We start from the raw sequence: 20,692 nt of genomic DNA, 5'->3' as shown, positions 1-20,692 counted from the left end.
TTGAGCCAAGTAATGAAATAGACAAAGCCCATTGCCAACGACTGATTGAGTAGTTTGACGACGTTGCTTGAATCTATAAATGTCCATTAACCTGAAATTCCGAACTATCAAAGTTTTGAATAACCGTATAACTAATTAACATTACCATTGTCAGATTCTCAAGAAAAGTAATTGAGAATTGATAATGTGTAAGTGGTCATGCTATTTCATGGAATCCTGAGCTACAGATACATAATTAGGGGTGTGCGACTATATGCCGCAACAACTGATTGATTTCCCGCCAAGATTTGTGAAAATGGCAACAGTGGTAATTAGGACAACAACTAACAAATCACAACTGTCAGTACCCATTACCTGCACGCTGATTAACCTTTTATCACAGTATAACCACTAAAGTGTGAATATCTTAATCTAAAAATAACCATTAATGTATCAGTAAATACAAAATAAATTTTGTCATCCTGATAACAGGTAAATTAATTTTTTCTCTGGGAATTGGGGAAGAGGAGGCAGGGGGCAGGAGGCAGGAGTTCTTTAATTTTGAATTTTGAATTTTGAATTTTGAATTGATTCCTCCCCTGCCCCCTGCTTCTTAAGCGGTCGGTTTTGGTAATTGGGCGAAATTTTCTGTGTAAATTTTGACTGTTACTGGGGAATTTTGATGAGAAACGAGCGATCGCTTAACCTCTCCCAAGTAAAGTGGTACAGAAATCCCTTTTTCTGGGTGGATAATGGTACGGGCGCGAACTGTCAAATTTTCGTCTTCTCGTGTACCAGAACGACCATAAGAAAAGAGATTACTAGCTGCTTGACGTAAAGTTGCTTCTAATTCTGTGGGTGTAATTTGGGGTGATGTGGCAATCACCGCTTTTGTTGACCCATTGTCATAAACTAAAGTGTAGTGTACTGACCCTGGAATCACAGTCCGACTCAAAGGCACTATTGAGAGTGCAAATAAACCACTAGTCAACACCACCATAAAACCAGTCGCACCCACCAGCCGAAAGCGAATGCCCCATTTGAGAACAAAAGCCAAAAATGTTAAGGCAGCAAATACTAGGGTAGCTATACCCATCCATTGGGTGTATTGAAGAAAGTTAGCTGTTGTGAGCATAAGATTGGTTATAGATGCGTCTTTTTTTCGTTACCGACATACCCATTTTACCGAGAGCTTACACCATAAGGGTTATCTATAGTTTTAATGCCAATCAGAATACTGGGTATTAAGACGCCTACTTCTAGGTCGAAGCAAGCTACAGGGAGCATCTTCAAGATTTGCGGCTTGTCGGCTTGTTGCCAGACATGGTAGTTATAATAAAGTTTAAACTTGCTTGCGTTTAGCCTAAGTTTAATGATGAAATGGAGCCAACTTCAGAACAATTGAAACAGTTATATAGAGTCTTGACTTGGCTAACGCGAATGTATCTCCCGATTTACCTAGTTACCTTAGATGAGCGAACAGATAACATCGTAGTAATAGCAGGTGAAGAAACAGTTGTAGTAATTAATCTACAAGGAGAGGTTGATTATGAATAAGCCTAACTTTAGAGAAATGACACGTAAGCAATTGCGAGATTATATATTACAAAATCGTGGCGATGCCGAAGCAATTCACGCTTTAGCATTACACGTCCAGTCTAATGGCAAACGTCTAAATTCAGTAGATGAGCTACAACAAGTCATCCAAGAAAAACGTCGCCAAGGCTTAGAGCCATAGCGAAAATTCACATCATTCCTAAGTTATTCAGAACAGTATTGGCTCACCAGAGACGATATGGAAATTTTGAGATATCTGCAACCTAGTTTGAACACTATCAATGATTGCCAACCAGTCAGCATCTCTGTTCCATTTTGAGTCAATTCGGGTTTTAGTCGCCGCGTCGTAGAGGTTACAAAAAACCACATTTTCTTCTCCAGCAGTTGCAGCGATAATCAGAGGCTTAGAAAAGTCTTGGACTAACGATACAGCTAACAAAAAACTTTTGGCAAAGTTAGTTTCTATCCCAGTCCTAACAATATAAATTTCATCCGCTCTAACAACGATATCTAATTTAATGTTGTCCTTATCTTTAAATTCTTTTGTCGTTAATTTAAGTTCTGATATATAACCCGTCAGTCCTTTCTGTTGTACAGGAATAGTCATTTTATTATTGATATCGTAATTATACCAAAGATATGACTCCCCACTTAATTCTCCTTTTTTCACATACAAATAGATAGGTTCTGGCGGGTTACAAAGACCTAGTTTTACTTCAGTAACCATGTTTTAAATTCCTTGATGAAAGATAAAAATTTTCAGAGATTCTGTAAAATTCAATAGTTTTTTAAATTATGTTTAACCGAAGAAAAATAATAAATATACAAAAGGGCATCTACAAGAGATGCCCGTCATGCAGGAAAACCCCAAAGGGATGTCCCTACACCTTCCCAACAATCAGCAACAGTGACTAATTAGGTATTAGTCACACTCACAGTCACAGACGTGAATATAGTAATACTAGTAACTTAAAACGCTAGATGTCCCCAGTGCATACACTGAAAAAACTCATAGCTAATTTTGATGAGATCCCAGCCTGTCTTTTTGGCTATAGCGATCTATTACTCCACAAATGGCAGCCACAATTAACCATGAAAGCGCATTCAAACGAAAATCGAAAAGGGTGACATCTACTGTATTTAATAAAATCCATCCACTAAAGGCCAGAAGATAACTGAAAAATATCAATCTGTCCCCTGTATTTATATATTTTGACTTTTGCAGTAATTGGACACCTGTAATCAAAATCCAAGCTAGTAAGCCACAAAATAACAACGCATTAAGAAAACCAGTTTCAGCAGATAACATCAAAAATAAGTTATGGGGATGACCCAAGGGAATCTGCATCTTTGCGTTGTAAAGTGTACTAAAACTGCGTAATCCCCAGCCAGTCAAAGGATGTTGTTGAGCTAAAGACCAGGCAAACTCCCACTGAGTTTTTCGCATTAAGGCGACTGGTCTATTTGGATACATATCGTCATTTAACCTGGCCCAAAAGAATGCAGGCACTACCCCGCGAAAAATATGAGCGACTGGTGAGGGAGCAAAAGCTGCCAAAAGCACACTAGAAATGATCGCAGCAACACCACCTACAAGAATGCGCCAACCTTGGTAGAGTGCATAAGCTAAACAGGCAAAAATAGCGATCGCCCACCCATTGCGTGAGTTGGTTAAAATCAAGGCAATGAAATCCGCAATTACCGCTACAGTGAGGAAGAGAAAGGGGATTGGGAACTGGGGATTAGGGACTGGGGACTGGGAAAGCAGAGGAAAAGTTGCAGTAAGTCTTTCCCCTCTACCCCTCCGCCCCTCTGCCCCTCCGCCCCTCCGCCCCTCCGCCCCTCTGCCCCTCTGCCCCTCTGCCCATTGTTCAAGCCACAACCCTAGACCAAGGATGAAAACTATTGTTAGATAAGCTGCGAAGGTATTAGCGTGCAGGAAAAAAGAGGCGATACGACCTGGGGGGTTTCCTCCTGGTCTGACCGTCCAACTCAACACAACCCACAAAATCTCGAACTTAAAACTCCAGCCTAAAAATAACTGTCCGAAGCCGAGAATTACTACTGGCACGGAACCAATTACCAAAGCCCAAGCCATTTGCCGCAATTGGGCAAATGTTTGAATTAGAGCGCTATGGGCAGCGAAAAGTAAAAAGAATGGTAAGAAATTAAATAAGCCGAGAAAAGCCGCTGCCTTATCTTGGGCAAAGCCAGCACTCACGATCAGCAACACACTCAAAAGGGCAAATCCCCAGTTGAGGGGGCGGCGATTAATTTTGCGGGATTGTTTCAGCCAAGTGATTAATGAGACAAAACCTACAGTCACAGCCCCGACTAAAGGACTCAATGGGAAGATTAATAGTGCCCATAGAGAGTAGTTCCAAGAAGATTGCCAACGAGATTTGAAATAGTCAAAAACCTTGTTCAAGCTGGCTCCCAACATTCCTCGCGAGTGAGGCGAATTTGAGCTAAGGCAAAGATAGTAGGGATGATTCGACCATAGTTAGTAGCGATCGCTCTCCAACCTAAATCTGCAAAAAACCAAGTCCACATGATTGGCCCAATTACAGCAAACATCGTGCGGGCTGCCCCATAACGAGCTGCACTCACTGTCATACCCCGTTGCGCCATTTGCATTGCTACATAGCTTTGGAATTGCGTTGCAGCTGCTTCTGAGCCTGTAATTGCCGCTTGTTTGGCTACTTCATAAGTAGCAAAGTGGATGGCAAATTGACGGGCTATTTGCTTAAGTACAAATGGCTGGAGAACAGCAGTAACAGCGATCGCACTACCGCCTTTGAAAAGCAACCCCAAGGGGTCAGGCTGCAATAAAAGTGGTAGCGGTTCTTTTAGTTCTGATGCGATCAGGTGACGCTGCACCTGGAGAGTCAATTTCTGTTTTTCCTGTTCAGGTAATTTTTTCCACACCTGTCCTAGTAGATGTAAAAATACTTCTGCTTCTAAATCAATAGTTGCCAGCTGATTAGAATAGGGAATTTTTAGATACTTACATACTTGAATTAACGCTTGTCGGTAAGTTACCTGGCCTGTGCGTCCCCGTAATACCGTCACCCCATCTGCCGCCAAAAACCGGAAGCGGCCCTCTAGTGAATCTAACCAAGCTTTGCGGTCTTGGCTTTGAATTTCGATCGGTTCGGGTGTGTGTACATAGTCTAGGGGATTGAACTTACGACTAAATAGAATTGCCGTTAAGTCTTGCAATTCTTCTTCGGTCGCTAACTCTAGCGCCGCCCTCATTTCATCCAATTTCCCATCCTCCCTTCCGTGCAGCTTTCTGTACCTTATTCTACTATTAGCTTTCAGCAGTCATTAGTAATAATTTTGTCCTTTGATGATAACCAATAACTAATGACCATTGAAGAAGAATTCAGAAGTCAGAATGGGCTAAACGCCCCGCTACCGCTAACAGGAGTCAGAATAAATCAGTCGGGGATTCAGACTCGCTTGCCGCCGGTCTATCTGCTTTTTCGGTCAAAATTCATTCTGAATTCTGACTCCTGACTCCTGAATTCTGTTTGATTAACTAATAACCAATGATTAGGGACTATTGACTCATGACTGATATTGCAGTAATTGGTGCCGGAATCGCCGGTTTAGTCTGCGCCCAGCAGTTAAGTCAAGCTGGATATTCGGTGGTAGTGGTGGAAAAGTCGCGTGGTTTGGGGGGAAGACTAGCTACACGCCGCCTGCATGGAACTTGGGCGGATCATGGGGCTTGTTACCTGAAGCCAAAGGGTGAATTGTTAGGACGTTTTGTGGAAATCTTGCGATCGCAACATATCCTGGAAGTCTGGACAGATGAGGTTTACGAACTCACAGCAGGCGCTTCTATATCTGAACCTAAAAACCGCAGTCCGCGTTATGTTGCACCTGGGGGAATGAGTGCGATCGCTAAATCCCTCGCCCCAGGTTTAGAAATATTACTGAATCAGCGTGTCATTGCTATTACTCAAACTCCCGAAAATAGTTGGCGTCTGACTCTGGAATCTAGTAACGAAGAATTAACTGTAAAAGCGATAGTTCTTGCCATTCCTGCACCCCAAGCTGTGATGCTATTGGAACCGTTGGGTGAAAGTTTATTGGATGCAGTTTTTCTTGATAACTTGCGTTCTGTAGAATTTTATCCTTCGATTAGTGCGATCGCTGGATATCCTTCTACATCCCAACCTCTCCCCCAGTGGAAAGCTTTAACTTTTGTAGATGATGCTGATTTAGCATGGATTGGTTTGGATAGCAGCAAGCGTCCTAATCCTCAACAACCACATTTTGTGGTGCAAAGTAGTGCTGATTTTGCCCAACGTCATTTAGAATCACAAGATTTACAACCTGCTGGACAGTTGATGTTGCAAAGAGCAGCTGAATCTCTGTCCCTTCCTTGGCTGAATACTCCCGAATGGATGCAGGTACATCGTTGGCGTTATGCCTTTCCTAGCCGTCCTTGGCACGAAGCTTTTTTGTCAGCCGGAACTCCCTTACCTTTAGTCTGCTGTGGTGATTGGTGTGGCGGCAATCTTGTAGAAGGTGCGATGCTTTCTGGATTAGCTGCGGCTAATGAAATTAATAATCAGTTGCGTCATCTACCTTTAGATAATGTGAACTTTTTAAACGTTTTTGCCCGATCTTTTAATCTATCGCTAGACTGATTTTGCACTATAGCGAGTCGCTATTTTTCTGACTTACTAAATCAAAGTGCAACCAATAAGTTTTTTAGATGAAACAGCAAACTTTACCGCAAACCTAAAAGGTAATGTAAATTACCAAAAAAGCTTAATTTCATGAGAAACAAGTTTTTTATTCAGGTTTTTTACTGCCGTTAATCTTGATCCCCTAGCATTAATGCTGCGTTTTATGTAGATTTTTGCCTTTTTGGCAGAAATTTGAAATAATTAGAATTATAAATATAAAACGTCGGTAGCTTGCCAGCTTATTGGATGCTGTTTTAATAAAGTTATATTGTTTTACAATATAAAACTACCTAAAATAAGCAAAGCCAAATGTCTGACATTTTACCAAGATGAAAGGCTAGTTTCAGGATCTATTGCATCTATCAGTTGAATTACTTTTAACTGATTGTCAAAACGACGTTGCCATCTAAAAAAGTTATTTTCTCCACCAAGCATTGACTTGATTAAAAAAGGAGTTTAAAAATCATGAAAACAGTAGTCAATTTAACACAGCAATCAGTAGTAGAAGAGATTGAAAGCGTTTTAGATACATATCCATTTCATCCATATCAAGAAGCCTTTGCGATTCCTGAATTACGCCAAGAGCTAATTACTTTCGTCCTCAACCGAATTCCTTCTTTTTACAGCGCAATGTCTGACAGACAGATTCCGCTAGCGGAGGCTGAACAAGGAAGCTTGGCTTATTACAAATTGCCTCGTAAACCCTTAGAGCAGCAACTACATTTACAGAATTTGATTCACCAAGGCATTTGTTTAATCGTTCAAGAAAAGTCAGATTGGATTGGCAATCATCTTTGTGAAACAGTTGAACCAGCTTGTGAACCTTCTCACTGGTTTGGTTAATAGTTTTAACAAGATTTGGCTCTCTGCTGAAATATAATCATGTCCACAGTTAATTTTTGAATATTGAGCTAATCCCACGACTAAAGTCAGTGAAAAAGACGTGGGATTAGCTCAATATTTTTTTGTCAAAGCGTAACCGACACTATGCGTAGGATTAGGGATGAGGATTAAATTGACATCCTCACCGCCGTGAACGGTCGGGGAAGAAGGAGTAATGAGTAATAAGTAATAAGTAATGAGTAAATACCCGTTTTTCATCCACTCATTACTCATTACTCCTTACTCATTACTTTAAAGCCGTGCTTGAAGCACAGGGTTTTAGACCCATTTTTCTGATAATTCTTTCCTAGTCCTCAGTACTTTTTTTGGTCAATTATTTTGGATAAAGGATTCAGTATATTCCTCTTGAGGTGTAAACTTTGACAATTACTAAGTTCAAAGGAAATTCCCAGGACATGAGAAAAATAACTGCTTTAATGCTAGTAGGTATGACCGTGACTGTCGGGGTGGGAGCATTAACACCCAAAGTCACTAATGCTCAGTTATTTTACCCACCAGCGAGCGATCGCCATTCATTAATGGTAATTGGTCAAGGGGCAGTCAGAGTGCCAGCAGATACAGCGGATATTGAATTGGTATTCAGTAGTGGAGGTAGCAATGATGAGTTACAAACGCAACCATCAGCCTTTCCAGAAACTCGCCGACTATCTTCATTGACTTTACTCTTAAATGAAAAAACACCGACAGAACCTTTACCAAACAAAAAATCTCTAACTAAAGCAACTCTCCAGCCTGTGGTAGATAGCCTAATTGCCAAAGGGATTAGTGCTGATAAAATTCAAGTACAAATTAACGCAAATTCTAGTGAAAGCAATGCCAAGATATTGGTGAGACTGGAAAAACCAACACGCGATCGCATCCAGGAAATTGTTGCTACAGCAAACAAATCCACGAGCAAACTTGAAAATATATCTATTAAGAGTGTAGGTGTAGAGTACGCAGTCAATGACTGTCAGGCTTTGCAAAGTTCAGTTTATCAATCAGCGATGAAAGACGCTCAAAGCCGCGCTCAGGCTTTAGCAACAGCTATGGAAGTTAAACTTGGAACTCCTTCTGTAGCCGAGCCATTTTACACATTATTTTATCCCTCATGTAGCTCTAAAACTGGAGTTACTTTGCCATCATTTGCTAGTTTTTTATTATCACCAGCTTACAATCCAGATGCCCCGGCAGAAGTAGAGATGAAAAAGGATATTTTTGTGACATATACAACAAAATAAGCATTTATATTCAGTGTGTAGATGCACCTGAATTCTGTACGAGTGGCAGATAGCGCAGCATTAGCGACTCCGCGATGCAAATATTCGTACCCTTACAGAGAAGTAAACTTACGCTTTTAGAGGTTGTTTGAAAAGTCTAATTTGTTACTAGCCTTGGCGATTAGAAATCGCGACTACACGAGACAAAACCCACGGAGGTGGACTTGGTTTGTATAGTAGCGAATTATATGAGACTGTTGGTCAATTCACGGTGGGTTTGACCCCTTAACCCTAAAACATTGGTTTGGCGTTGCTTTCCCGCCCTGAAATAAATTTCGGGCTAATAACTCAAGTCCGTTTCAACGGACTGAAATTAGAGTAATGAGGAATAATGGGTTAGACCCCTTATTAATTCGCCAACAGTCTCATTATGTTCGCCTAATACTTTTCAAACAGCCTCTTAGCATCTGTCTGCAACACGCTACGCAAACGTAGAGAGCCTCGCATCTTTATTCTGAATTCTGACTCCTGAATTCTTCTTCAAGAATTTGGCATAATAATTACTGAAAAGCAAAGTATTTTTACTGAATCATATTAAACTATTTTGATTAATCAACACTCCGAAAGTCTCTTAAACAGTCAACTGGAAAATGCACCAGGTAAAGGCTATATATTTAGCTGGTTTGATTGGTTTTGTCTTTGGTATCCTCCAGGCTGGCTAATTTTATTCAACCGCCATTGGCAGCACTATCACACCGATCCAGATGGTTGGAATTGGCTAGAATATGGATTATTTTTAATTCCTGGCGGATTTTATCTAGCGATGCTGAGTCGTTGGTTGCGTCTGGGTTTTCGTTCACCCCGAAAAGAAGTTGGTGAATTCGATCCCAAATATCAACAAGCTTTTCGCTCCGAAATTCTTGGCCCCATCGTTAAATACTATTTTCGGGGAGAATTGCAACAAGTCGAAAACTTACCGCTAACGGGGCCATTGATTGTAGCAATGAATCATGCCGGGATGTGTTTTCCTTGGGACTTTTTGACCTTGGGTTATTTATTAAGTGAAGCCAAAGGATGGGTATTACAACCTATAGCAAGTACAGTATTATTTGAGCATCCTTGGGTGATTTGGTGGCTACCGCCTAAATGGTCGCAGGTTTTAGGTGGTGTGCGAGCCGAATTCGATGATTTTGAGGCGGCAATGGCTGAAGGTAAAATTCTCTTATATGCACCCGAAGGTATACGCGGACTTGCAAAAGGTTGGAGAAAACGCTATCAACTACAAAAGTTTGATGTCAGCTTTATTCAGTTGAGCGATCGCTATCATATTCCCATTCTCCCAGTAGTTTGCATCGGCAGTGAATTTCTGCATCCTTGGGCTGTTAATTTCACCAAATTGCAACGACTAGTTAAATTACCATTCTTGCCATTCTCGCCTTTGATGGTGGTCTTACTCCTGTTTCCCTCAATGGGAATTTGGGCAATGAGAACTCGTTTGCATTACTTTATTGAGCCTTTAGAACCAGCAGGATTAGACAACCACTCAAACAAAGGGCGTGCAGTAGCCTATCAACAGGCGCAACAATTACGAGAAAAACTGCAACTTCAAATTAATCAGTTTTTGGGTAAATCTTAATACTACAAGCTGAAATCTCTTGAGTATAAAAGGTTTCTGATGTGGTTCAATTAATGAAAACTGCTGTAAGTTTGTAGTGAATTTATGGAACCTGTGACACTGATGGCTGTTGTGAGTGCGATCGCCACTATACTTTTGACTAAGCCACTAGAGAAAATTGGCGAAAACATTGGTGATGCTACATGGACGCTAGGTGGCAAGTTAATAAAATTACTCCGCCAGAAGAATAAATCCCCATTACTCACCAATGCTGTAGAGGGAAATGAACCGCAGCGTTTAGATTATGGTCAAGCAGTGCTGGAACTCAAAGCAGCAGCAGAACAAGACCCAGAAATTGCTCAAGCTGTTGTGGAAGTGGAAGCAGCAGTCAACAACGACCAGTCTGAGACTGCTAAGGAAATTAAAAAATTAGCAGATGAAATAAAGTCACAGCCCTCAGTTGTCAACAACTTTGCGAAGTTAGCAGAGAATCTCACGATAGAAAAAACAGCAATGGTTGCCCAACAAATCAATAATACTGGGCCAATCACTAATAACTTCTGACTAAAGTCGTCCGCAGGGGAGGATGGGACAAAGTTAACTCCCGATGACTGGCGTAAAGTCTGCCGTGAAATACTGGTAGAACGGCGAAAGTTGACTACAAATCCTCTGACATCAACTGAAGGAGTCGCCCTACAAGTTGATGATGTTTACGTGCCACTGAGATTAGTTGAGCGTAAAAAACAATCTAAACGTCACGGTGATATTTCTCCAGAACAGGGTTCAGAACTGTACAAGGAGACAGAAATCACCAAAACATTTGAGCATGATGCTTTTCTCGAAGAAGTTCTCAAACAGAAAAACACGCCTAAAAGTCAAGGTAAGCGAATTGCAATTATTGGCGAACCAGGTGCAGGAAAGACGACATTGTTACAGCAGATTGCTGATTGGGTATCTCGTGAGATTGACCAGTCGATTGTCATTTGGGTATCTTTAGCAGATTTACGAGGTCAGGAATTAAAAGCTTATCTGTTTGAAACTTGGTTGACTCAGGTGGCTGAGAAAATAGGTAAAGCTGAAACCACTAAGCAACTAAAGGATAATTTTGTTGCTCAGTTTAATCAAAATAATGTCTGGCTGCTGCTAGATGGGTTAGATGAAATGTCTGCATCTTCAGGTAATCCCCTAACAGAAATTGCCCGACAATTTCGTGAAGGAGGATTAATTTCTCAAGCGCGGATTGTGCTAACCTGTCGAGTTAATCTGTGGGATGGCAGCAGTAATGCACTTGATGATTTTGATACCTATCGCAGTTTAGATTTTTCTTATTCAGAACAGGTAGAGAGATTTATTCACAAATGGTTCGCTGCTATTCCTGAAACTGGAAAGCAGTTATGTACTGCGTTGAAAGAACCGGGTAAAGAACGGATTCAGGATTTAGTGAAAAATCCTTTACGATTAACACTGCTGTGTTTGAATTGGCAATCAGGAGATGGCAAATTACCCGATACTCAAGCGGGACTTTATCAGCAATTTGTTGATGACTTCTACAAGTGGAAAAAAGCTGAATTTGTTACAAACTCTCACCAGCGCCAGCAACTCAATATCAAATTGGGAGAATTAGCTAAAGAAGCAATAGACAAAGAAGCAACCCGTTTTCGCTTGCGGCAAGATTTTGTTAATCAATTCTTAGGAGATGCTGATGATGAAAATTCGCTGCTGAAACTGGCACTAAATCGCGGTTGGCTGAACTGTGTAGGGATAGATACGAATAGAAAACCTGTTTACGCTTTCTTTCATGCCTCATTTCAAGAGTACTTTGCTGCGAAAGCAATTGATGACTGGCATTTCTTTCTCAACCATGTTCCCAATAATCCCAGTCAAGGAACTTATCGCATCTTTGAACCGCAATGGAAGCAAACAATATTACTTTGGCTAGGACGAGAAGAAGAAAACCTCAAACAGCAAAAGCAACAGTTTATCAATGCTTTAGTGAATTTTAAAGACGGATGTCAAGGATTTTATAAATATCGTGCCTATTTTTTAGTAGCCGCAGGAATTGCCGAGTTTAGAGATTATTCCAAAGCAGATAAAATAGTAAGGCAAATTGTAAAGTGGAAAATTGAGGGTCAAAGTTCAATTGAAGAGGAAGCTAGGTTAGCACTGCAACAGACAGACCGGACAAAAGCGATCGCTGCTTTAGTGCAACTGCTACAATCCCCAGATGTGCGTGATTACATCTGTAGCCAGGCAGTAGAAAGCTTAGAGAAAATTGGCACAGGCAATGAATTTGCGATCGCCGCCTTGGTGCAACTGCTGCAATCAACTACTGTGAATAAACACACCCGTAGGGACGCAGTAGAAAGCTTAGAGAAAATCGGCACTGGCAATGCAATTGCGATCGCCGCCTTGGTGCAACTGCTGCAATCAACTAATCTGGATGACTACACCCGTTTGCTGGCAGCAGATAGCTTAGGGGAAATCGACCCAGGCAATGAATTTGCGATCGCCGCCTTGGTGCAACTGCTGCAATCAACTACTGTGGATAAGGACACTCGTAGCCAGGCAGCATCTAGTTTAGAGAAAATCGACCCAGGCAATGAAATTGCGATCGCCGCCTTGGTGCAACTGCTGCAATCAACTACTGTGGATAAGGACACTCGTAGTTCGGCAGCATCTAGCTTAGATAAAATCGGCACAGGCAATAAAGATGCGATCGCCGCCTTGGTGCAACTGCTGCAATCAACTACTGTGGATGACCACACCCGTAGGCTAGCAGCATATAGCTTAGGTAAAATCGGCACAGGCAATGAAATTGCGATCGCCGCCTTGGTGCAACTGCTGCAATCAACTACTGTGGATGACCACACCCGTAGGCTGGCAGCAGATAGCTTAGGTAAAATCGACCCAGGTAATGAAATTGCGATCGCCGCCTTGGTGCAACTGCTGCAATCAACTACTGTGTCTTACTCCACCCATAGTTCGGCAGCATATAGCTTAGGGGAAATCGACCCAGGCAATAAAATTGCGATCGCCGCCTTGGTGCAACTGCTGCAATCAACTACTGTGGATGACCACACCCGTGAGCAGGCAGCATCTAGCTTAGGTAAAATCGGCACAGGCAATGAAATTGCGATCGCCGCCTTGGTGCAACTGCTGCAATCAACTACTGTGGATGACTCCACCCGTAGTTCGGCAGCATCTAGCTTAGAGAAAATCGACCCAGGCAATGAAATTGCGATCGCCGCTTTGGTGCAACTGCTGCAATCAACTACTGTGGATGACTTCACCCGTAGTCTGAAAGTATATAACTTAGGGGAAATCGGCATAGGCAATGAAATTGTGATCGCCGCCTTGGTGCAACTGCTGCAATCAACTACTGTGGATGACCACACCCGTGAGCAGGCAGCATATAGCTTAGGTAAAATCGGCACAGGCAATGAAATTGCGATCGCCGCCTTGGTGCAACTGTTGCAATCAACTACTGTGTCTTACTTCACCCGTAGTTCGGCAGCATCTAGCTTAGGTAAAATCGGCACAGGCAATGAAATTGCGATCGCTGCTTTGGTGGAACAGATGCAATCAACTACTGTGGATGGCGACACCCGTTGGCGGGCAGCAGATTGCTTAGAGAAAATTCTACAGGATAATAAGCATCGCTTTGAGGTAGTCAAAACTTTAAGTGGTTATCAGCTAGTGGGTGATGAATACTACAAATTAGCCTGGAAATGCGCCCAGAATATGCCTTACCCCGATTTCTATCAAGCTTGGCATCAGCGTAATTTTGCTACTCGTGCAATGCAAAGCTTAAAGAAAATCCTCCTCACACGAATAATTTGAGTACTTTTGCGGCAGCGACGTTACAAATCAAGTTCCCGCGATCGCAACACCTTGTCAATTTGTTACCAAAACAGAAGCGGACGTTAAGAATAAAGTTGTTTTCGTTACCACAGCTTGTCCGTTCGTTCACAACACAACTTGTTTGGTTCAGAATGCTTGTCCGTTTGTTCACAACACAACTTGTTTGGTTCAGAAAACTTGTCCGTTCGTCCACAACACAAGTTGTTTCGTCCAGAATGCTTGTCCGTTGTTACAGAAAACTTGTCCGTTCGTCCACAACACAACTTGTTTCGTCCAGAATGCTTGTCCGTTGTTACAGAAAACTTGTCCGTTCGTCCACAACACAACTTGTTTCGTCCAGAATGCTTGTGTTTTTGTGACAAAACTTATGTCTTCGTTCACAACGCTTAAACAAAACTTATCAATCAACATCAAAATATAGCTATTTTCGTTTTGATGCCTACTTGTACGTGAACTTCGAGAGTTATGTCTTTCCCTCCAAAAATGGAATAATGAGGCTATAGCTATGAGGCACATCCTCAAAGCTAAAAGCTATGATAGGAAAGGGCAAGAAGAAAAACTGTACTATATTGCATAATAGCTGTCAGTGCTTTAACTCAAGTTTTTCTAGTCCTCTTCTAGAGGACTTGCACCATTAGACAGGAAATTCTATTCCCTGGCGGTCTGTATTGCATAATAGCTGTCAGTGCTGTATACAAAAATTTCTTCGCTAAACTGACTCCACAGATGAAGCACCAAAACGATAGCCTTTACCATAAACTGTGTGAATCAGCGTAGTTTCTTTACCCACCTCAATCTTACGCCGCAGCAAACGAATTAATGCCGCAATCACATTGCTACTAGGTTCTTCCTCTTGCCATAAATTTTGCATAATCTGGGCATGAGTTAACAACTGTCCAGTGTGTTCCATAAAGTATTGCAACAACTGGCTTTCTTTTTGCGAAAGTTCAATTATCCGTCCCTGACGATAGGCAACTTGATTATCACAATCGAGTTCTAAATCAGCGACAGTCAGTCGTCCGGTGGTAGTTTCATAAATTTGAGAACCGGAACGACGCAATAAAGCGCGGACTCTGGCTAGTAACTCCCGCAGTTCAAAAGGTTTAACTAAGTAATCGTCCGCACCAGCATCTAAACCTTCTACGCGGTCATCAAGAGTATCTTTCGCTGTGAGAAACAGCACGGGAGTGGTTTTGCTTTGGCGTCGCAATTCCTGACAAATTTCTAACCCCGTTTTTCCTGGCAGCATCCAATCTAAAATCAGTAGGTCATAACTGCCTGCTTGTGCCAGTTCGCTGCCAGATGTCCCATCATAAGCGGCATCTACAGCGTAACCCTCACGAGTTAACAAACGACTCAAGGGTTGAGTTAATTCAATTTCATCATCAACTAATAAAATTCTCATGCTGCTTGTGGTAAGCATATAGAGATATTCTCAATATTATTCAATTGCCGGAACGCCAAGGATACTAAGAAAAAGAATGCTGACTGTTGCATTGCCAAAAGGGGAACTACTTAAAAATAGCATCCGCCTGCTACAAGGTGTGGGATTAGATTTTAGTGCTTTTTTAGATTCAGGAACTCGCCAACTTCAAATTCCTGACACAAAAGGAATTGCCAAAGCTTTACTGGTGCGCGCGCAGGATGTACCTGTCTATGTGGAATATGGACAGGCACAACTGGGAATTGTCGGTTACGATGTGCTGCGGGAGAAGCAGCCGCAAGTTGCCCACTTGGTAGATTTGCAGTTTGGTCATTGTCGGATGTCGGTGGCGGTAAAAGCATCCAGTTCTTATACGTCGCCTTTAGATTTACCACCACATGGTAGAGTTGCTTCAAAATATGTGAATTGCGCTCGTGAATATTTCCACAGTCTCGATTTGCCTGTGGAAATAGTGCCATTGTATGGTTCAGTAGAACTAGGCCCAATTACTGGTATGTCAGAAGCGATCGTGGATTTGGTTTCCACAGGGCGGACTTTGCGCGAAAATGGTTTGATTGAAATCGCTACCTTGTATGAAAGCACAGCGCGGTTGATTGCCCATCCTTTGAGTTACCGCCTGAACACGGGTAATCTAAATGATGTGATTGCCAAGCTACGGGAAGTAGTGTTGGTGGAGGTTTAACACCAATTTGTAATTCGTAATGACGCTTATACAGACCTTTGCGATCGCTAACACTATTAGCGTGGCAAGCTTAAAATAGTGCATTAGACGTAGGTTGGGTGGAGCAGAGCGCAACCCAACATCCTGATATATTATGTTGGCTTTGGCAAAGCCTCCAACGCCACTTGCTACAACGCTCTTAACCCGCGCAACGCAGTGGCTCCCCAACCTACAATTTTTCTTTAACCCCTGAGCGAATGGAATCAAAGTGTTGGTGAATTCCCGCAACTCCTCATCATGCCTTTACATAGCTTTGTGATATCAATATAAACCCTGAAACACTCACCGAAGAATAGTTAGAGCCGTTGCGTAAGAATACGCACCCGAAAAATGTCCATTCTTAACAAAATGCTCACAGCCAGGGTCATATATTTTTATCTGTAAAAAGAAATTAAAAAAAGATTACGCCTCTACTTTTGCTAGTTGAGGTTAAATCTGCATTCCCAAGCAAAATCTGGGAACGAGCTTAAGGCAAAAAGCATGAGGGGTTTATAAAACATGAATAGTTTCTCTAACAAATTATCCATAATACTTAGGGGAAGTATCTGCCTATTCGGATTAGTGAGTGTAGGAAATTTTTTAGCAGCACCAGTAAATGCACAACAAGCTACTGCTCGTGGTGCTGTTAGTATTATCAAACCTTCCGGTGCATTTCTTAGTGTCAGTGGCGAGGTAACTTTACCTTCTGGCTCTTACTTTGACGGAGGTATAAAAATTACACCTACCTATGGAGGGATAATAGGCGGAAATGATGAAACCATAACTAGTCTAACTATAACTCCAGGAGCAGTGAAAACTACCACAGTGTCTAGCCCAAACTCATTTATTGATACGACGGCTAATTTATTAAATAATGCTACTTCGGTTGAAGATATGACAGCTATAATCCGAGCCGGCGCTGGTAATAATGCTTTGGGTGCTTTAGATTAGACAGGACTTACAAATTAAAAGGCTTAGATTCCCGACTTATTAAATAAGTCAGTAATATTTTGATTTAATGTTTTAGAGACGTTGGATTGCAACGTCTCTATTTTGGTGCGTTACATTAATACTATTAAAATCGATAACCACCTTGAAGCTTAAGGTCAAAACCATTTTCGCCTGTACCAATTTGAGTTTCTATAAATACACTATTATCTGGGAAATTGTGTCTCAAAATGATTCCGTAGTTGAAGCCAGAAACTCGGCTGTTCAAACCAATATTATTAACACTATAATTTTTTAGATAAACACCAGCGGAAATATTTTTACTAACTCTTTGTAACCCTTGAAATTCAAAGAAACATTCCTTGCCCATCTCTAGGTTTGTCTTTAGATTTAAACCATGACTAGTACTAAATTCACCATTAAAAAGACCTAAAAATTCACCATTGCTATTATTCTCAATAAAAGCTACACCAGGAGCTAAAGAAAAACCGAAATTCTTTTCTTGATGCTGATATAAATAACTTAAATAAGTAGAAAAAGGATTATTTTTATTAGAGGCACTATTCCAATTAAATCTCAAATATGGTACGTGAGTATTAATAGCTACAGGCTTTTTGGCTGAATTTAACCGGACATCAGTTTTAATATAGTTGAGGAGTATATTAGTATAAATACCAAAAGTTGGTTCTTCTATCCCCAAATTATTATTGGAAACACCTGGTGCTGAGTTGGCATCTACATTAAACCACGTTCCTAAGTTGGCACTATAGTTAAAATTTCCAGAAGAACCCGCTGCTAATAATTCAACTGTCGGTAAAGATAGATAACCATTAAAGTTATTAAAACTAACACCTATTTTGTCAACTCTAGTGAGTTCCATATAATCAAATGCTAAATCAGCTGCTCGCACCTGTAGCGGTACTAATGTTGTATCTGCTGAATTAAATTTTTGTACAAATTGTTGCCCTTGGGGGTTTGTCAAAATTACTTCTGCCGCAGACGATTCGTTAATAGGATTGATGGAAGTATCATTTAAAGGAATTGGGATACCAATGTAAGTGAGAGGCCCAAATGTTTTATTAGAGAGCCTGAGATCGGAAAAAAACGTATCACCTTCATTTAAAATAGTGATGTTTCTTTCAAGAAACTGAACGGCTCGTTTGTAGTTTCCCGTTCTTACTTGCAAAATGCTGGAGTTATTGGGAGTGACTTGACTAGGAAGTGTATAAGTTCCAGATACTTGCTCTAGTCCACTGGATGCATTGGCATAAGATAAAGTACGATTTAGCCTATTATTAATTTGTCTTCTTTGGTCAGCTGTAGCAGGTGTATTTAGAGGAGTAAAACCTTCTCCATTCTTAAATTTTTGTCTAGCTTCTTCTAGACCATGTTGAATATTATCGATTTTAATAGCTTCAAAAACTCCACCTAATAGCAAGCCTAATGTAGAATTCACTGATTGAATAGCATCAACACTAGTATCGCTTAATTTAGCTGTTAGGGATAATCCTGGAGCAGAAAAAATATTTGTATAAGTAGCTTTAATTGCAACTGGATCATATTGAATTAAGCTCCGATTATGAGGATGGCTAACATAAAGTCTGTGCCAATCAGAAGTTTCTTGAGTTTGAGATAGTGTCTGAAATACAGGTTGTCTTCTTCCTAAAGATAGCCATTGTAAAGAGTTAAGATAATGAAAGTCTTTCTCGGATTGAGAGAGAAAAGGATTGACTGCTACATTTAACAAATCCAAGTTATCAAATTTTCCAAGTTGAGCAATCTTAATACCTGGAAAAGAAGAGACAGGAGCAGTAAAACCAAAACCTTCTCCCGTCAGGATATTTCCCCAGGAGATACCAGCAGCTTCGAGGGCGCTATTAGGAATAACTTCACCTACTTTAAGTTGGACGTTTCCATCATCAAGTAAAGGTTGTATATTCGTTGTTGGAAAGCCTTGGAGAATTTTGGGAGCATTAATAGCATCTAAAGCTTGAAACAAAGCTTGCCCACCATTCACACTTAAAGTAGAGGCAATACCAAGATTTGGAGTAGCATTTTTGAGAACCGTGACATTAGGGTTGTTTGTGTCAATCCCACTATTAATAATAACTCTCCCAGCAGGTATACCTTCAGGATTTATCAATTCTCCTGCTATTGAAATTATAGAAAAATTATCAGTACCAACATCTCCAGCTAAATTTTGAAAATCTGTAGGTATAGCGAACAGGGTTTGCAATCCCCAAAATGCCTGCTGGGAGGTCACATTTTGGGTGATATAAGTATTGGTTTGTCTTCCTTGAGAGAAAATGCCTACTTGGGAGCCTTTAGTTTCAACTACTATTCTATTATTATCGAGAACCCAATAAAATTGGTCAGCTTTAGGGAATTTAGCATAAGTAAATTTATTAATAATCTGGTTATCCCCAGAAAATCTCACACTTATATCCGTATCTATATAATTTTCATCTTCACTTGGCTTAAATAATTCTGTGGAAAAAGTAAGGTTATCTGTTGGGTTAACAATCCAAGGATATTTATTGGCACTAAATGTGAGAGCATCAATAATTATTTGTTTTTGTTTTACTTGTTGTTGCTTTTTTGAACCACGTAGTTTTTCTATTAGTATTTGTTGCGTTGGTGTATATGGTTTAGTTGTATTTGGTTTAGTTTCGTCTTCACCTTCATCAGATGGTTTAGGAGGCTCTACTTTATATTGTTCAATTGGAATAACGTCGGCTATGGTAAATTGGGATAACTGTTTAGTTTCCTTTAAGTTAGAGTTAGTAGTTTTTGAAGTTTGTTTGAATGGGGCTTGACTCTGCAAGCTATCTGATTTATCCAATTTGGGCAAATTTTTATTACTATGAAGTGGATGATTTTGTGCAATTAAATCTATTTCAGTAAGCTTGGATAACTGTTTAGTTTCCTTTAAGTTAGAGTTAGGAGTTTTTAAAGCTTTTTCTAATTGAGCTTGATTTTTTAAACTATCTAATTTATCCGATTTGGGCGAATTATTATTGCTATGAGTTGGATGATTTTGTCCAATTAAATCGATTTCAGTAAGTTTGGATAACTGTTTAGTTTTTTCTAAGTTAGAGTTGGGATCTTTTAAAGTTTGTTCTAATTTAGCTTGACTTTGGAAACTGTCTAAATCATCGAGGAGAATAGGATACAGATAACGTGGTGTTAGCGAGTCCGTGAGCGTCGGGCAGGAGGTAGAGGAACTCGTTAATTCTGTGCTATTTGTCTCCTGCTGCGACCAGAGAGGGCAAGGGTTTAAGACCTCCGTTGGACTTTCTTTCAGGGCTGCTAAATCATCCGTGGATTCTACCACAGATGATTTGCTCTTCATCCCTGCTTCAACCGATTTCAGGAACCTCTTATTAGTAGCATCTGCATTATTTTCCTCGATTAAATCAATTCTGGTAAATTTGGATATTTCTTTAGTTTTATATAAGTTAGAATTAGCATTTTTTAAAGTTTGTTTTAATAGAGCTTGACTTTGGGATTTATTTAATTTGTCAAATCCTAGCGAACTATCATCAATAGTATTTGGATTATTTTTTACAATCAAACCAATCTTATCTTGACCATCAACCTCTAAGGCGATCGCAGAAAATTGTACTAAGATTGTTTTGAACAGAATTGTTGAAGATAAAAAGCAAGTTGCAATTAGTCTTAGATTTTTCTTTAATCTCTTTAGCGAGATTCTTAAAATCCTTGAACTTGAGATTTTACGAGTTTCCACCATATAAATATACTGCTTGGTAGATCGAGAAT

Annotated in this window: 17 protein-coding genes; 10 read left to right on the top strand and 7 right to left on the bottom strand. The window is 40.5% G+C overall.

The genetic code is table 11. The features are described from left to right. Window positions 1-592: 592 nt before the first annotated feature. On the bottom strand, window positions 593-1,114 hold the full coding sequence (locus V7L31_RS21765) for a Ycf51 family protein (RefSeq protein WP_334698185.1): 522 nt from the start codon (window positions 1,112-1,114) through the stop codon (window positions 593-595). A 245-nt stretch (window positions 1,115-1,359) separates the two neighbouring features. On the opposite strand from V7L31_RS21765, the gene V7L31_RS21760 reads away from it, so the two are divergent. Together V7L31_RS21760 and V7L31_RS21755 are read left to right on the top strand one after the other, a co-directional pair. Beyond that, entirely contained in the window at window positions 1,360-1,536 is a 177-nt protein-coding gene (locus V7L31_RS21760) for a DUF6888 family protein (protein WP_334698184.1), read from the top strand. Further along, window positions 1,529-1,717, top strand: a complete 189-nt coding sequence (locus V7L31_RS21755; protein ID WP_334698183.1) for a DUF6887 family protein — start codon at window positions 1,529-1,531, stop codon at window positions 1,715-1,717. The genes V7L31_RS21760 and V7L31_RS21755 overlap by 8 nt, the downstream gene beginning before the upstream one ends. A gap of 27 nt (window positions 1,718-1,744) precedes the next feature. Here V7L31_RS21755 and V7L31_RS21750 read toward each other — a convergent pair whose 3' ends face one another. The 3 genes from V7L31_RS21750 to V7L31_RS21740 all read right to left on the bottom strand — a co-directional run bounded on the left by V7L31_RS21750 (window position 1,745) and on the right by V7L31_RS21740 (window position 4,803). Beyond that, window positions 1,745-2,263, bottom strand: coding sequence for a hypothetical protein (locus V7L31_RS21750; protein ID WP_334698182.1), 519 nt, complete (start codon window positions 2,261-2,263; stop codon window positions 1,745-1,747). Between the two features lie 288 nt (window positions 2,264-2,551). Then, window positions 2,552-3,979, bottom strand: coding sequence for an O-antigen ligase family protein (locus V7L31_RS21745; protein WP_334698181.1), 1,428 nt, complete (start codon window positions 3,977-3,979; stop codon window positions 2,552-2,554). Continuing rightward, the gene (locus V7L31_RS21740) at window positions 3,961-4,803 is read right to left on the bottom strand and encodes a YaaW family protein (protein WP_334698180.1); all 843 of its coding nucleotides are present in this window, start codon (window positions 4,801-4,803) and stop codon (window positions 3,961-3,963) included. Before V7L31_RS21740 ends, V7L31_RS21745 begins: the two co-directional genes overlap by 19 nt. A 308-nt stretch (window positions 4,804-5,111) precedes the next feature. On the opposite strand from V7L31_RS21740, the gene V7L31_RS21735 reads away from it, so the two are divergent. The 6 genes from V7L31_RS21735 (at window position 5,112) to V7L31_RS21710 (ending at window position 13,799) form a co-directional block, all read left to right on the top strand. After that, complete coding sequence (locus V7L31_RS21735) at window positions 5,112-6,200, top strand: NAD(P)/FAD-dependent oxidoreductase (RefSeq protein ID WP_334698179.1); 1,089 nt, start codon at window positions 5,112-5,114, stop codon at window positions 6,198-6,200. Window positions 6,201-6,707: 507 nt separating this feature from the next. Beyond that, on the top strand, window positions 6,708-7,085 hold the full coding sequence (locus V7L31_RS21730) for a hypothetical protein (protein WP_334698178.1): 378 nt from the start codon (window positions 6,708-6,710) through the stop codon (window positions 7,083-7,085). A gap of 455 nt (window positions 7,086-7,540) precedes the next feature. Next, window positions 7,541-8,365 carry an SIMPL domain-containing protein gene (locus V7L31_RS21725; protein WP_334698177.1) on the top strand — a complete coding sequence of 275 codons (825 nt, stop codon included), beginning with the start codon at window positions 7,541-7,543 and terminating at the stop codon, window positions 8,363-8,365. A gap of 583 nt (window positions 8,366-8,948) precedes the next feature. Further along, a complete protein-coding gene (locus tag V7L31_RS21720; RefSeq protein WP_334698176.1) occupies window positions 8,949-9,980 on the top strand; it encodes a 1-acyl-sn-glycerol-3-phosphate acyltransferase in 1,032 nt (343 codons plus the stop codon). Between the two features lie 84 nt (window positions 9,981-10,064). Then, complete coding sequence (locus V7L31_RS21715) at window positions 10,065-10,523, top strand: hypothetical protein (RefSeq protein WP_334698175.1); 459 nt, start codon at window positions 10,065-10,067, stop codon at window positions 10,521-10,523. Between the two features lie 90 nt (window positions 10,524-10,613). After that, window positions 10,614-13,799, top strand: coding sequence for a HEAT repeat domain-containing protein (locus V7L31_RS21710; protein ID WP_334698174.1), 3,186 nt, complete (start codon window positions 10,614-10,616; stop codon window positions 13,797-13,799). Window positions 13,800-13,988: 189 nt separating this feature from the next. Here V7L31_RS21710 and V7L31_RS21705 read toward each other — a convergent pair whose 3' ends face one another. Both V7L31_RS21705 and rppA read right to left on the bottom strand, forming a co-directional pair. Beyond that, the gene (locus V7L31_RS21705) at window positions 13,989-14,201 is read right to left on the bottom strand and encodes a hypothetical protein (RefSeq protein ID WP_334698173.1); all 213 of its coding nucleotides are present in this window, start codon (window positions 14,199-14,201) and stop codon (window positions 13,989-13,991) included. 328 nt (window positions 14,202-14,529) lie between these two features. Further along, window positions 14,530-15,225 (bottom strand): two-component system response regulator RppA, encoded by a 696-nt coding sequence (gene rppA / locus V7L31_RS21700; RefSeq protein ID WP_334698172.1) that lies wholly within the window; start codon window positions 15,223-15,225, stop codon window positions 14,530-14,532. 76 nt (window positions 15,226-15,301) lie between these two features. Here rppA and hisG point away from each other — a divergent pair, with 76 nt between their 5' ends. Both hisG and V7L31_RS21690 read left to right on the top strand, forming a co-directional pair. Further along, window positions 15,302-15,946 carry an ATP phosphoribosyltransferase gene (gene hisG / locus V7L31_RS21695; protein ID WP_179067730.1) on the top strand — a complete coding sequence of 215 codons (645 nt, stop codon included), beginning with the start codon at window positions 15,302-15,304 and terminating at the stop codon, window positions 15,944-15,946. 600 nt (window positions 15,947-16,546) lie between these two features. Then, window positions 16,547-16,915 (top strand): hypothetical protein, encoded by a 369-nt coding sequence (locus tag V7L31_RS21690; protein ID WP_334698171.1) that lies wholly within the window; start codon window positions 16,547-16,549, stop codon window positions 16,913-16,915. A gap of 124 nt (window positions 16,916-17,039) precedes the next feature. On the opposite strand, the gene V7L31_RS21685 is transcribed toward V7L31_RS21690, so the two are convergent. Continuing rightward, window positions 17,040-20,663, bottom strand: coding sequence for a hypothetical protein (locus tag V7L31_RS21685; RefSeq protein WP_334698170.1), 3,624 nt, complete (start codon window positions 20,661-20,663; stop codon window positions 17,040-17,042). Between the last annotated feature and the right edge of the window lie 29 nt (window positions 20,664-20,692).

The sequence above is a fragment of the Nostoc sp. genome (genome assembly GCF_036916655.1).
In the GTDB taxonomy this organism is placed as follows: Bacteria; Cyanobacteriota; Cyanobacteriia; order Cyanobacteriales; family Nostocaceae; genus Nostoc.
The sequence above is the reverse complement of the archived record's forward strand: the minus strand, read 5'-3'. Positions and strand labels throughout refer to the sequence as shown.

Excerpts from the sequence above, each read along its gene's own strand:
- V7L31_RS21765 (WP_334698185.1), bottom strand. The coding sequence starts at position 1,114 with ATGCTCACAACAGCTAACTTTCTTCAATACACCCAATGGATGGGTATA.
- V7L31_RS21760 (WP_334698184.1), top strand. The coding sequence starts at position 1,360 with ATGGAGCCAACTTCAGAACAATTGAAACAGTTATATAGAGTCTTGACT.
- V7L31_RS21755 (WP_334698183.1), top strand. The coding sequence starts at position 1,529 with ATGAATAAGCCTAACTTTAGAGAAATGACACGTAAGCAATTGCGAGAT.
- V7L31_RS21750 (WP_334698182.1), bottom strand. The coding sequence starts at position 2,263 with ATGGTTACTGAAGTAAAACTAGGTCTTTGTAACCCGCCAGAACCTATC.
- V7L31_RS21745 (WP_334698181.1), bottom strand. The coding sequence starts at position 3,979 with ATGTTGGGAGCCAGCTTGAACAAGGTTTTTGACTATTTCAAATCTCGT.
- V7L31_RS21735 (WP_334698179.1), top strand. The coding sequence starts at position 5,112 with ATGACTGATATTGCAGTAATTGGTGCCGGAATCGCCGGTTTAGTCTGC.
- V7L31_RS21730 (WP_334698178.1), top strand. The coding sequence starts at position 6,708 with ATGAAAACAGTAGTCAATTTAACACAGCAATCAGTAGTAGAAGAGATT.
- V7L31_RS21725 (WP_334698177.1), top strand. The coding sequence starts at position 7,541 with ATGAGAAAAATAACTGCTTTAATGCTAGTAGGTATGACCGTGACTGTC.
- V7L31_RS21715 (WP_334698175.1), top strand. The coding sequence starts at position 10,065 with ATGGAACCTGTGACACTGATGGCTGTTGTGAGTGCGATCGCCACTATA.
- rppA (WP_334698172.1), bottom strand. The coding sequence starts at position 15,225 with ATGAGAATTTTATTAGTTGATGATGAAATTGAATTAACTCAACCCTTG.
- hisG (WP_179067730.1), top strand. The coding sequence starts at position 15,302 with ATGCTGACTGTTGCATTGCCAAAAGGGGAACTACTTAAAAATAGCATC.
- V7L31_RS21685 (WP_334698170.1), bottom strand. The coding sequence starts at position 20,663 with ATGGTGGAAACTCGTAAAATCTCAAGTTCAAGGATTTTAAGAATCTCG.